This is a genomic window from Streptomyces sp. NPDC090741 (genome assembly GCF_044769045.1).
Classification (GTDB): domain Bacteria; phylum Actinomycetota; class Actinomycetes; order Streptomycetales; family Streptomycetaceae; genus Streptomyces.
Genome location: NZ_JBIVXF010000008.1, coordinates 91,836 through 105,326 on the forward strand (window position 1 = coordinate 91,836; position 13,491 = coordinate 105,326).

General features: G+C 72.9%; 7 protein-coding genes. All 7 read right to left on the bottom strand.

All coding sequences use genetic code 11. From position 1 onward, the window contains the following. Positions 1–153 precede the first annotated feature (153 nt). The 7 genes from ACIQU4_RS22220 to ACIQU4_RS22250 all read right to left on the bottom strand — a co-directional run bounded on the left by ACIQU4_RS22220 (position 154) and on the right by ACIQU4_RS22250 (position 13,325). Complete coding sequence (locus ACIQU4_RS22220) at positions 154–1,365, bottom strand: DNA polymerase III subunit delta' (RefSeq protein WP_403733355.1); 1,212 nt, start codon at positions 1,363–1,365, stop codon at positions 154–156. Between the two features lie 111 nt (positions 1,366–1,476). Then, positions 1,477–4,749 carry a dTMP kinase gene (gene tmk / locus ACIQU4_RS22225; RefSeq protein ID WP_403733358.1) on the bottom strand — a complete coding sequence of 1,091 codons (3,273 nt, stop codon included), beginning with the start codon at positions 4,747–4,749 and terminating at the stop codon, positions 1,477–1,479. Between the two features lie 146 nt (positions 4,750–4,895). Next, positions 4,896–7,718 carry a type I DNA topoisomerase gene (topA, locus tag ACIQU4_RS22230; protein WP_403733361.1) on the bottom strand — a complete coding sequence of 941 codons (2,823 nt, stop codon included), beginning with the start codon at positions 7,716–7,718 and terminating at the stop codon, positions 4,896–4,898. A 337-nt stretch (positions 7,719–8,055) separates the two neighbouring features. After that, positions 8,056–8,253: a hypothetical protein gene (locus ACIQU4_RS22235; RefSeq protein WP_403733364.1), complete on the bottom strand. Its 198-nt coding sequence runs from the start codon at positions 8,251–8,253 to the stop codon at positions 8,056–8,058. Positions 8,254–8,510: 257 nt separating this feature from the next. After that, entirely contained in the window at positions 8,511–10,016 is a 1,506-nt protein-coding gene (locus tag ACIQU4_RS22240; protein ID WP_403733367.1) for a methyltransferase, read from the bottom strand. 155 nt (positions 10,017–10,171) lie between these two features. Further along, positions 10,172–10,738 carry a small secreted protein gene (locus tag ACIQU4_RS22245; RefSeq protein ID WP_403733370.1) on the bottom strand — a complete coding sequence of 189 codons (567 nt, stop codon included), beginning with the start codon at positions 10,736–10,738 and terminating at the stop codon, positions 10,172–10,174. 172 nt (positions 10,739–10,910) lie between these two features. Continuing rightward, the gene (locus ACIQU4_RS22250) at positions 10,911–13,325 is read right to left on the bottom strand and encodes a sodium-translocating pyrophosphatase (protein WP_403733373.1); all 2,415 of its coding nucleotides are present in this window, start codon (positions 13,323–13,325) and stop codon (positions 10,911–10,913) included. Positions 13,326–13,491: the final 166 nt, after the last annotated feature.

The following is a 13,491-nucleotide window of genomic DNA, read 5'->3' on the forward strand; positions in this document are numbered from 1 at the left end:
GCCGGGCGGCCCGGCCGGGCGGGCGCACGCCGACCGGCCGCCCGCCGCCCGGTGGCGCACCGCAGGCCCGCGCGGAGCCCGCGCTCCGCAGCCCGACCTCGCCGGATCGCTCATACGGGTGAAGCGGTCAACGCGGGCGGGGCGCCGGCTCGCTCAGCCCGCGCGCAGGGACATCGTCATCGCCTCGACCGCGAGGAGCGGGGCCACGTTGCGGTCCAGCGCATCACGGCAGGCGATGATCGCCTCGATCCGGCGCAGGGTGCGCTCCGGTCCGGACGCGCGGGCGATCCGGTCGAGGTCGGCCCGTATCTCCTCGTTCGCGATCGCCAGCGAAGTGCCGAGCTGGAGCGCCAGCACGTCCCGGTAGAAGCCGGTGAGGTCGGTCAGCGCCAGGTCGAGGGTGTCGCGCTGGGTACGGGTACGGCGGCGCTTCTGCCGGTCTTCGAGCTCCTTCATCACGCCCGCCGTACCGCGCGGCATCCGCCCGCCGGTTCCGGCTCCGGCACCGAGCGCGGCCCGCAGGTCCTCGGTCTCCTTCGTGTCGACCTCCTCCGCGACCTGCTTGGCATCCTCGGCGGCGGCGTCGACCAGCTCCTGGGCTGCCTTGAGGCAGCCGCCCACGTCGTCGATGCGGAGCGGGAGCTTCAGCACGGCGGCCCGGCGGGCCCGGGCGGTCTCGTCGGTGGCGAGCCGGCGGGCCCGGTCGATGTGCCCCTGCGTCGCACGCGCGACGGCCGCGGCGACGGCGGGCTCGATGCCGTCGCGCCGGACCAGGACATCGGCGACGGCGGCGACCGGCGGGGTGCGCAGGGTCAGGTGCCGGCAGCGGGAGCGGATGGTGGGCAGCACATCCTCCAACGAGGGTGCGCACAGCAGCCACACGGTCCGCGGAGCGGGCTCCTCCACGGCCTTGAGGAGCACGTTGCCCGCGCCCTCGGTCAGCCGGTCGGCATCCTCCATGACGATGACCTGCCAGCGGCCCACGGCCGGGGAGAGCTGCGCCCGGCGGACCAGGTCGCGCGTCTCCTTCACGCCGATGGACAGCAGATCGGTACGGACGATCTCCACATCGGCGTGCGTTCCGACCAGGGTGGTGTGGCAGCCGTCGCAGAACCCGCACCCCGGCTCGCCCCCGAGGGCGCGGTCCGGGCTGGTGCACTGGAGCGCGGCCGCGAAGGCCCGGGCGGCGGTGGCCCGCCCGGAGCCGGGCGGGCCGGTCAACAGCCAGGCGTGGGTCATCTTGGACGCGGCGGGCGGCGCCGCCCCGGTCTCGACGGCGGTGACCAGGGCGTCGGCGTCACGAGCGGCTGCGGCCAGCTGCGCCTGCACCCGCTCCTGTCCCACCAGGTCGTCCCATACGGGCATCCCGCCCACCGCCTTTCACCGGCCGTCGTTGCCTTGGCCGTCCGTACCGCTCGTCCTGCTCCTGCCGCTCCTGCCCGCCCCCAGTGTGGCGTGCGCCACTGACAATCCCCGTCAGCGGCGGCGCGGACCGCCCTCTTCGTCCTCGTCGTCCCGGCGCGGGCCGAGCAGCTCGTCCGCCAGGGTCGGCAGGTCGTCCAGCGGGGTCTCCTCGGCCCAGGCGGGCCGCGGCCGGCTCGGCCGGCCCTGCCCGTCCTCCTGCCCCTGCCCGCCCTGACGGCCGTCGGCGCCGAAGACCGGCAGCTCGCGGGTCGCGTCCTCGCCGGCATCCCGGAAGATGCCCGGCGGCACCCGGTCGGCCGGGCTCTCCTGCGGACGCCGGGCCGTCGGCCGCGTGGCGGACCGGGCCGGGCCGGACGGGGCCTGACCGGCCCGGCCGCTCGTACGGGACGGCCGTACGGGCGGCAGGACCGCCGTCTCGTCGGTCGGACCGGATGCCGGTACGGGCGGCAGGACCGCCGTCTCGTCCGCCGGGCCGGCCGGCGCGACGGCGGGCAGGACCGAGGTCTCCGCCGCCGGGTCGATCTTCGGCACCGGGACCGTCTGCGTCACGTCGTCCGGCTGGACGACCCGCTTGACCAGCGGGGTCTCCACCGTCACGGCGTCGTCCGGCAGCGGCTCCTTGGTCATCGGCACCTTGGGGGCGGGAGCCGCGGGGGCCGGAGCAGGGGCCGGAGCGGGCGCCGCAGCCGGAGCCACGGCAGGAGCCGAAGCCGCCGCCGCGGCCTGCGCGGCCGCCGCTGCCACCGAGGCTTCCACCAGCCGGCGCGCCTCCTCGGCCCTCAGCAGGGCCTCCTCGGCACGCCGCTGCTTCTCCAGCCGCCGCTCCTCGGCCTCGGCGCGCAGCCGGGCCTCCTCCTCGGCCTGCTTGCGCAGCCGCTCCTGCTCGGCCGCGCGGGCCTTCTCCTCGGCCTCCGCGCGCAGCCGCTCGGCCTCGGCCCGGGCGCGGGCCTCCTCCTCGGCGCGCAGCCGCTCCTCCTCCGCCTTGCGGGCGGCCTCGGCCTCGGCCTTGATCCGGGCGGCTTCCGCCTCGGCCTTCAGCCGGGCTTCCTCCTCCGCGCGCAGCCGCTCCTCCTCCGCCTTGCGCGCCGCCTCTTCGTCGGCCCTGCGCCGGGCGTCCTCCTCGGCCTTGCGCCGGGCCTCGGCCTGGGCGGCCACCTCGGCCTCCGAGAGCGGAAGCATTCGGTCCAGGCGGTGGCGCACGACCGTGGTCACGGACTCCGGGTCCTGCCCGGCGTCGACCACCAGGTAGCGCCCGGGGTCGGCCGCGGCCAGCGTCAGGAACCCGGCCCGCACCCGCTGGTGGAACTCGGCCGGCTCCGACTCCAGCCGGTCCGGCGCCTCGGTGAACCGCTCGCGGGCCGCCTCCGGCGATACGTCGAGCAGCACGGTCAGGTTCGGGACGAGCCCGTCGGTGGCCCAGCGCGAGATCCTGGCGATCTCGGTCGGGGACAGGTCGCGGCCGGCGCCCTGGTAGGCCACCGAGGAGTCGATGTAGCGGTCGGAGATGACGACCGCGCCGCGCTCCAGGGCGGGCCGGACGACGGTGTCCACGTGCTCCGCGCGGTCGGCGGCGTACAGCAGGGCCTCGGCGCGGTTCGACAGCCCGGCCGACGAGACGTCGAGCAGGATCGAGCGGAGCCGCTTGCCGACCGGGGTGGCCCCCGGCTCGCGGGTCACGACGACCTCGTGGCCCTTGCTCCGTATCCAGTCGGCGAGGGCCTCGACCTGGGTGGACTTGCCGGCTCCGTCCCCGCCCTCCAGGGCGATGAAGAACCCGGCGTCGGACGCCGCCTGCACCGGCTCCCCGCCGCGCAGCGCCTCGCGCAGATCGCGGCGCAGCGGTACGCCGCTGCGGTCGTCGGCCTTGGTGAGGACCACGACCGCGACGGGCAGCAGCAGGGCGCCGACCAGCATCAGGGTGAACGCTGCCCCGCCGTGCGCGAAGACCACGCCCCCGCCGGCCAGCCGGTGCGGGCCGATCGCCGCGGCCAGGAGCGGGGCGAGGACGGCTCCGACGCCCACGGCCACCCGTACGACGGCCTGCAGGTGCTCGGTGACCCGGGCCCGGCGGAACTCCTCGGTCTCCTGGTCGAGCAGGGTGTGCCCCGTGTTGGCGGCCACGCCCGCGGCGGCGCCGGCGAGCAGCGACAGGAACAGCACGGTCGCCGTGTCCGGGACCAGCCCGGTCAGCAGCAGCGCGAGCCCGGCCACCGCGATGGCCAGGGCGAGCAGCCTCCGCCGGGACAGCGCGGGCAGCACCTTGCCGGCCTGGGTGGCGCGGATGCCGAGCGCGGTGCCGCCGAGCAGGGCCAGGACGAGCAGGGAGAAGGTGGCGGGGCCGCCGCCCAGGTCGAAGGCGTGCAGGACGGCGACGGCGACGGCACTGGCCACGGCTCCGGCGACGGCGGCGCAGGCCAGGACGAGCAGCGGAATGGCCCCCGTACGGCCCTTCTCCGGGCGGTCCCCCGCCTTGGGGGCCCGCAGGCCCTCCAGCGGCGAACGCGGGCGCGGGGTCTTCGCCCCGGGCAGCACCAGCGGGAGCAGCAGCGAGACGGACGCCGCGAAGAGGCCGGAGGCCACGTACGAGCCGAGGGCGGCCTGGTTCTCGGCGAACCAGTCCACGCCGAGGCCGAGGGCCTTGCCGACCAGGGTCGCGGCGAGCAGCACGGCGGCGGCGACGGGCAGCGCGGCGAAGGACGTACGCAGGTTCAGCCGGCGCAGCGCGTCGAGGTGGTCCGGCAGCGGCCGTACGGTCGCCCCCTCGGGCGGCGGCGAGGGCAGCAGGGCGGGAGCCGCGCTGTCCTTGGCCAGGGTCCAGAGGCGCTCGGCGACGCCGGAGACGAAGACGGTGGCCAGCAGCGCGGTCAGTGCGTGGGCCGGGATCCAGTCGAGCCAGAGCGGGGCGACGACGAACAGGCCGAGCCGGATCCCGTCGGCGCCGATCATCGTCCAGCGGCGGTCCAGCTTGCCGCCGGCCTCCTTCGGAGCGAGGAGCCCCGCCAGCGGACCGAGCAGGACGGCGCCGAAGAGCAGGGTGGCGAGGATCCGGACACCGAAGACGGCCGCGACGGTGAGGGCCCAGCCCTGGTAGCCGCCGCCGAAGGTCTCTTCGGAGACGGCCGTCTGGAAGGCCAGCAACACCAGCACCAGCAGGGCGAGGGCATCGCCGATGCCGCTCACCAGCTGGGCGCTCCACAGCCGGCGCAGCCTGGGGGTGCGCAGCAGGGCGCGCACCGCTCGCTCGCGGGAATCCGCGGCGAGGGCTTCGTCGTAGGTGGGGTTCGCGGGGGCGGTCACGACCGTTGGCTGCTCGGCTCGCGTCATCCGCCCAGCCTATCCGCTGCGCTCGGCCGCTGAGGAGCCTGTGGATAACCGTCCGGTGTGACCCCGGCCCCACTCCGGCCCCCTGCCGGCCGGACGGCGCCGGGCCCGTGCGATCCGCACGGGCCCGGACACCTGCCAGTCGTCTGCTAGTCGTCCGACGACGGGGCGGACGCGGCCGCCTTCTTCGCGACCGTCTTCTTCGCCGTCGACGTCTTCTTCGCGGCGGTCTTCTTCGCCGTCGTCGTCTTCTTCGCCGCGGCGGTCTTCGTCGCCGTGGCCTTCTTCGCGGGCGCCTTCTTGGCCGGGGCCTTCTTGGCCGTCTTCTTGGCCGGGCTCTTCGCGCGCTTCTCCGCCAGCAGCTCGTAGCCGCGCTCCGGCGTGATCGTCTCGACGTCGTCGTCCCGCCGCAGCGTCGCGTTCGTCTCGCCGTCCGTCACGTACGGACCGAAGCGGCCGTCCTTGACCACCACCGGCTTCTCGCTGACCGGGTCCGTGCCCAGCTCCTTCAGCGGCGGCTTCGCCGCGGCGCGCCCCCGCTGCTTCGGCTGGGCGTAGATCGCGAGCGCCTCGTCCAGGGTGATCGAGAACAGCTGGTCCTCGGTCTCCAGCGACCGCGAGTCCGTGCCCTTCTTCAGGTACGGGCCGTAGCGGCCGTTCTGGGCCGTGATCTCCACGCCCTCCGCGTCCGCGCCCACGACCCGGGGAAGGGACATCAGGCGCAGCGCGTCGTCCAGCGTGACCGTGTCCAGGCTCATCGACTTGAACAGCGAGGCCGTCCGCGGCTTCACCGCGTTCTTGCCCGTCTTCGGCGTGCCCTCGGGCAGGATCTCCGTCACGTACGGCCCGTAACGACCGTCCTTCGCGACGATTTCGTTCCCGCTCACCGGGTCCTTGCCCAGCTCGAACTCGCCGCTCGGCTTCGCGAACAGCTCCTCCGCGTACTCGACCGTCAGCTCGTCCGGCGCCAGGTCGTCCGGCACGTCGGCCCGCTGGTGGCCCTCCGCGTCCTTCTCCCCGCGCTCGACGTACGGCCCGTAGCGGCCGACGCGCAGCACGATGCTCTCGCCGACCGGGAAGGAGGAGATCTCCCGGGCGTCGATCGCGCCGAGGTCCGTGACCAGCTCCTTCAGGCCGCCGAGGTGGTCGCCGTCGGCCGGTACGACCTCCGACGCGTCCTCGGAGCCGAAGTAGAACCGCTTCAGCCACGGCACGGACTGGGCCTCGCCCCGCGCGATGCGGTCGAGGTCGTCCTCCATCTTGGCGGTGAAGTCGTAGTCGACGAGCCGCCCGAAGTGCGTCTCCAGCAGGTTGACCACGGCGAACGACAGGAAGGACGGAACGAGCGCCGTGCCCTTCTTGAAGACATATCCGCGGTCCAGGATCGTGCCGATGATCGACGCGTACGTCGACGGGCGGCCGATCTCCCGCTCCTCCAGCTCCTTGACCAGCGAGGCCTCGGTGTAGCGGGCCGGCGGCTTGGTCGAGTGGCCGTCCGCCGTGATCTCCTCGGCCGACAGCGCGTCGCCCTCGGCGACCTGCGGCAGCCGCTTCTCGCGGTCGTCGAGCTCGGCGTTCGGGTCGTCCGCGCCCTCGACGTACGCCTTCATGAACCCGTGGAAGGTGATCGTCTTGCCGGAGGCGCTGAACTCGGCATCGCGGCCGTCCGACGCGCGGCCGCCGATCTTGACGGTGACCGAGTTGCCGACCGCGTCCTTCATCTGGGAGGCGACGGTCCGCTTCCAGATGAGCTCGTACAGGCGGAACTGGTCGCCGGTCAGACCCGTCTCGGCCGGGGTGCGGAAACGCTCACCCGACGGGCGGATCGCCTCGTGCGCCTCCTGCGCGTTCTTGACCTTGCCCGCGTAGACACGCGGCTTCTCCGGCAGGTAGTCGGCGCCGTAGAGCTGCGTGACCTGCGCCCGCGCCGCCGACACCGCGGTGTCGGAGAGCGTGGTGGAGTCCGTACGCATGTAGGTGATGAAGCCGTTCTCGTACAGCTTCTGCGCCACCTGCATCGTCGCCTTCGCGCCGAAGCCCAGCTTGCGCGAGGCCTCCTGCTGGAGCGTCGTCGTGCGGAACGGGGCGTACGGGGAGCGGCGGTACGGCTTGGACTCGACCGAGCGGACGGCGAACGAGGTGTCCGCCAGAGCCGCGGCCAGCGCCCGCGCGTTCGCCTCGTCGAGGTGCAGCACCTCGCTCTTGAGCTGCCCGTTCGAGCCGAAGTCGCGGCCCTGCGCGACGCGCTTGCCGTCCACCGTGTTCAGGCGGGCGACGAGCGTCGAGGGGTCGGAGGCGTCACCGGCGCGGCCGGTGGAGAAGGTTCCGGTCAGGTCCCAGTACTCGGCGGAGCGGAAGGCGATGCGCTCGCGCTCCCGCTCGACGACGAGGCGGGTGGCCACGGACTGGACGCGGCCGGCCGACAGCCGCGGCATGACCTTCTTCCACAGGACCGGCGAGACCTCGTAGCCGTAGAGGCGGTCGAGGATGCGGCGGGTCTCCTGGGCGTCGACCATGCGCTGGTTCAGCTCGCGCGGGTTGGCGACGGCGTCGCGGATCGCGTCCTTGGTGATCTCGTGGAAGACCATCCGGTGGACGGGGACCTTGGGCTTGAGGACTTCCTGCAGGTGCCACGCGATGGCTTCGCCCTCGCGGTCCTCATCGGTGGCGAGGAAGAGTTCGTCGGACTCGGCCAGCAGCTCCTTGAGCTTCCTGACCTGGGCCTTCTTGTCGGCATTGACGACGTAGATCGGCTGGAAGTCGTGTTCGACGTCCACGCCGAGGCGGCGGACCTCGCCCGTGTACTTGTCGGGGACCTCGGCGGCGCCGTTCGGGAGGTCGCGAATGTGCCCGACGCTCGCCTCGACGACATATCCCGGGCCGAGGTAGCCCTTGATCGTCTTCGCCTTGGCAGGGGACTCGACGATGACGAGTCGGCGGCCGCCCTTTGCGGTCTCGCTAGTCGGGGACAACTTGGCTCTTCTCTCCGGTCGGCACTCGGTCGCGGTACGGCGACGCTGCGGAGTGTGACGGTACAACCCGCCCCCGTGTCAAACGGCAGAAGCCCGCAACGGCCACTCGAACGGTAACCCGACAAGTGCCATTTCTGCCGCCCGGATACCGCGCCGGACCCGTAGCGATCACCGGGCCGAGTGGCCAGGGGGCCGTCTGGCCCCGCCTCCGCACCCCCTCTGACGTCCCCTTTACGACGCGCATCCGCGCGGGTCGGCGCACCGGTGACCGGTCGGCGATCGGGCCGCTGATCAGGCTCTGATCAGGCTCTGATCAGGTCTGCGACCGGGCCCGCGGTCACCGTCGTACGAGGCACCAGACTCCGAGCACCAGGGAGGTCCCGGACGCCAGGAGCGCCAGCGGAACGGCCACCGCGGGGCGCACACCATCAGCCACCGGCGCCCGGCGCGCCGCGCACGCCCCCGTCCAGCCCAGCAGAGCCGTTCCGAACAACAGGAACACGGTCGCCGCGAAGATCGCCGGACCGCTCTCCATGCCGTTCCCCCCTTACTCCCGCTTGCTCACGGGCCGCGTACGGATCCCTCCGGATCCCCGTGGCCGGCCCTCGGCCGTACCCCTGAGCGAGAGCCTCCCACGCGCTGCGTAACGGCCTGCGAACCCCGGGTTACATGACGGTTTCGGCCACGGCCGGACGCCTCGGACGAGGCCGCCGACCGGGCCGCCGCGGCGCCGGCGGAGTGGCCGCCGGAGGGGCCGGCCGGGAGCCGGCCCGGAGCCGACCGGGGGACCGGTCAGCCTTCGGCCGGCTCCAGGAATCCCTGCTCGACCAGCACCCGGATCGCCTCCGGAGTCCGGTCCCGCAGCACGATGGGATCCTCCTGCACCAGATGCGCGATCGCGTCCAGGATCCGGCCCGCCGTGAGTGAGCCGTCGCACACTCCGGCGAAGCCCGCCCCGACCGTGTCGACCTTGGTCGCCCGCCGCATCCCGCGGTTCTGCCGGAGCACCACGTGCTCCGGGTCCTCCGCGCCGGGCGCGCCGACCTGCTCCTGGACGACCTCCGCCGCCAGCACGAAGCGGGCCTCCAGCAGGGCCGCGTCGTCGTGGTCGCGCAGGTAGTCCTGCCGGGCGAAGTGGGCCACGACGGCGTCGCCGAGCGGCTGCTCCACCGAGTGCGGCCACTCCTCGACCACGATGGAGGGCTCCGCCGCGTCGCTGCGGCGCAGCGTGATCCACCCGAAGCCGACGGCCTTGGTCTTGCGGGCCTCGAACTCGTCCAGCCAGTCCTCGTACCGCCGCGCGTACTCGGCGGGGTCGGTGCGGTGGTCGCCCGCGTCGCGCAGCCACAGCTCCGCGTACTGCGTGACGTCCTGCACGTCACGCTGCACGATCCAGGCGTCGCAGCCGCGCGGCACCCAGGCGCGGACCCGGTCGTGCCAGTCCTCGCCCTCCACGTGCTGCCAGTTGCCGAGGAACTGCGCGTACCCGCCCGGGTTGAGGTGCGCGCCGGCCTCCTGGACGAGGGTCCGGCACAGGTCGTCGCCGCCCATCCCGCCGTCGCGGTACGTCAGCCGGGCGCCGGGAGAGATCACGAACGGCGGATTCGACACGATCAGGTCGTACGTGGCCTCGCCGACCGGCTCGAACAGTGACCCCAGGAGCAGCTCGGCCTCCTGGGCGCCGGACAGTGCCAGGGTCAGCCGGGTGAAGTCCAGGGCCCGGGGGTTGACGTCGGTGGCCGTGACCCGGGTGGCGTGCTGGGCGGCGTGCAGGGCCTGGATGCCGGATCCGGTGCCGAGGTCGAGGGCGCTGCCGACCGGGGTGCGGACGGTGATCCCGGCCAGGGTGGTGGACGCCCCGCCGACGCCGAGGACGACCCCCTCCTCGCGGCTGCCGATCCCGCCGGCCCCGCCGACGGCGCAGCCGAGGTCGGAGACGATGAACCAGTCCTCGCCGTCGGGTCCGCCGTACGGGCGCACGTCGACGGTGGCGTGCAGCACATCGCCCTCCCGGCGCAGCCATCCGCCGGCCAGCGCCGCTTCGACGGGCAGCGCCCGGGCGGCGTTCTCGTACGGCTCCGGCTGCTGGAGCAGGAACAGCCGGACCAGGCTCGCGAGCGGGCCGTCGCCGGAGCCGCGCGTGGCGCGCAGGGCGGGGACCGTCTCGCTGCGGGCCAGCGCGGCGTAGGCGGGGGCGCCGAGCAGGTCGAGCAGGCCGTCGGCGGTGAAGCCGGCGGCGAGCAGGGCCGTGCGGAGTTCGGCGGCGCGGTCGGGCGAGGGAAGGCTGGTGGTACTCACCGGTCCATTGTGTCGGCTGCCGCCGCCGATGCGTATGCCGCGCGGCCGCTGACGGCGACGATGCATACGCCAGGGCGGCCGGGTTCCTCGGAATCCGGCCGCCCTGGTCCGCGTACCGCTGCCGCGTCCACCGGCAACGGCGCCCGCGGGCTACCTCACTTCGCCGACGGCGACGGCGCCGCGACCTGGCAGCCCTTCTGGCTGTTCATCGCCTTGTCCAGGCCGCCGGCCTTGAGCGTGCTGAGGGCGTTCTTGCCGCCCTGAGTGGCCGCTTCGAGTCCGCCGGCCACCTCCTTGAGGCCCTCGGCGAACTTCGTCTGGTCCTTCGCGTCCAGGCCTTCCATCTTCGTCTTCAGGTCGGCGTAGCCCTTGGACGATTCCTCGAAGCCCTTGATCGCCGTGCCCTGCGTCGTCTGGCCGTCCTTGACCGGCGGAACTCCCCCCTCCTGCAGGGCGGTCCCCATCGCCTTGTACGACGCGGACATGGTGCCGAACGCCGCCGAGTCGGTCGTCTGCACTTCTTCGGGCTTGCTGCTCTCGGTGGCCACCCGCTTGATGTCCGCGTTGGCGGTCTCGATCTTCTTCAGCTCCGGCTGCCACTTGTCGCAGACCTTCTTGGCCCAGGCGTTGGCCTTGTCGTCCGTCTCATCGCCGCCACAGCCGGACAGCACGAGCATCAGTACCGCACCGCCGGACACTGCGGCCGCAAACTTCTTGTTCACCGGATTGGTCCCTTCGAAGGCTCTCGGCCCGGAAGATACACGCCCGCCATCCGGGCACGCAGAAAGGCGGACAGACGGCGCGTCAGTCCGCGCCGCCTGTCCGCCGTTCGGGCGTATCTTCGAGTCCTCGGGCCGGTCGGCCCACAGGTCCCTGCGAGGGTCACCCCTCGGGTCAGGAAACCACCGCGGGGTCGGCCTGCTGGGCCACCCGCTCGGCGGGCGCGCCCTCGCCCTCGCCCTCGCTGTCGTCCCCGACCGTGATGCCGCGGCGCTTGGAGATGTACACCGCGCCGGTGATGACGGCGATGGCCAGGACCGCGACGATCGCGCGCACGGTCGCGCTCGTGTCGGGGCCGTAGCTGAACTGCACGACCGCCGGGGCGATCAGCAGCGCCACCAGGTTCATGACCTTGAGCAGCGGGTTGATCGCGGGACCGGCGGTGTCCTTGAACGGGTCGCCGATCGTGTCGCCGATGACGACGGCCGCGTGCGCCTCGCTGCCCTTGCCGCCGTGGTGGCCGTCCTCGACGAGCTTCTTCGCGTTGTCCCACGCGCCGCCGGAGTTGGCGAGGAAGACCGCCATCAGGGTGCCGGTGCCGATGGCGCCCGCGAGGAACGAGCCGAGCGCGCCGACGCCGAGCGAGAACCCGACGGCGATCGGGGTGAGGACCGCGAGCAGGCCGGGCGTGGCGAGCTCGCGCAGCGCGTCCTTGGTGCAGATGTCGACGACGCGCCCGTACTCCGGCTTCTCGGAGTAGTCCATGATCCCGGGGTGCTCGCGGAACTGGCGGCGCACCTCGTAGACGACGGCGCCCGCGGAGCGGGAGACGGCGTTGATGGCGAGGCCGGAGAACAGGAACACGACCGCCGCGCCCAGGATCAGCCCGACGAGGTTGTTGGGCTGTGCGATGTCCAGGCTGAGGTTCATCTCCCCGGCCTTGGCGCCGACCTCCTTGACCGCGGTGGCGATCGCGTCGTTGTACGAGCCGAAGAGCGCCGCCGCGGCGAGCACGGCCGTGGCGATGGCGATGCCCTTGGTGATGGCCTTGGTGGTGTTGCCCACGGCGTCGAGGTCGGTCAGGACCTGCGCACCGGCGCCCTCGACGTCGCCGGACATCTCGGCGATGCCCTGGGCGTTGTCGGAGACGGGCCCGAAGGTGTCCATGGCGACGATGACGCCGACGGTGGTGAGCAGGCCGGTGCCGGCCAGGGCCACGGCGAAGAGCGCGAGCAGGATCGACGTGCCGCCGAGCAGGAACGCCCCGTACACGCCGAGGCCGATGAGCAGCGCCGTGTAGACGGCGGACTCCAGGCCGACGGAGATGCCGGCGAGGACGACGGTGGCCGCGCCGGTCAGGGAGGACTTGCCGATGTCCCGGACGGGACGGCGGCTGGTCTCGGTGAAGTAGCCGGTCAGCTGCTGGATCAGGGCCGCGAGCAGGATGCCGATCGCCACGGCGACGAGCGCCAGGATGCGCGGGTCGCCGGAGTGGTTGGCGATCGCGGCGTTCTCGACGCCGATGAGGTCCTTGTAGCTGGACGGCAGGTAGACGAAGACGGCGATCGCGACCAGGACCAGCGAGATCACGGCGGAGATGAAGAAGCCGCGGTTGATGGCGGTCATTCCGCTCCGGTCGGAGCGGCGCGGGGAGACCGCGAAGATGCCGATCATGGCGGTGATGACGCCGATCGCGGGGACGATCAGCGGGAAGGCGAGGCCGAGGTCGCCGAAGGCCGCCTTGCCGAGGATCAGCGCGGCCACGAGGGTGACGGCGTACGACTCGAACAGGTCGGCCGCCATACCGGCGCAGTCGCCGACGTTGTCGCCCACGTTGTCGGCGATGGTCGCGGCATTGCGCGGGTCGTCCTCCGGAATGCCCTGCTCGACCTTGCCGACGAGGTCGGCGCCGACGTCGGCGGCCTTGGTGAAGATGCCGCCGCCGACGCGCATGAACATCGCGATCAGGGCGGCGCCGAGGCCGAAGCCCTCCAGGACCTTGGGGGCGTCGGCGGCGTAGACCAGGACGACGCAGGAGGCGCCGAACAGGCCGAGGCCGACGGTGAACATGCCGACGACGCCGCCGGTGCGGAAGGCGATCCGCATGGCCTTGTGCGCGACGTCGGTGAGGTCCTTGGCGGGCTCGCCCTCGGCGGGGGTGGCCTCGCGCGCCGCGGCCGCGACGCGCACGTTGGCGCGGACCGCGAGGCGCATGCCGATGTAGCCGGTGGCCGCCGAGAAGATGGCGCCCACGAGGAAGAAGGCGGAACGTCCCGCCCGCTGGGTCCAGTCGTCGGCGGGGAGCAGGAAGAGCAGGAAGAACACGACGACGGCGAAGATCCCGAGGGTGCGCAGCTGCCGGCCGAGGTAGGCGTTGGCGCCTTCCTGGACCGCGGCGGCGATTTTCTTCATGCTGTCGGTTCCCTCGTCCGCGGCGAGAACCTGGCGGACCAGGATCTGCGCGACGACGAGTGCGGCAAGTGCCACGGCCGCGATCACCATGACGATGAGCCGATTGTCATCGGTGAGTACGGCTGCTGCCAGATCGGAGTTTCCGATCGGCGCGTTGGGGGTGAAGAGCCCCGTCATTCGTCCTCCTTGACGTGATGAGCTCAAGATGTGGACGGATTGTAGGGAGCTCTTCGCGATCAAAACAGTGCACAGGAAACGGAATTGGCCTGCTCTCGCTCCTCAGCAATAGATCGCGTCACTCCATTACCCCCCGAAAGAAGTAATGGGGCAAAGGCATTGACGC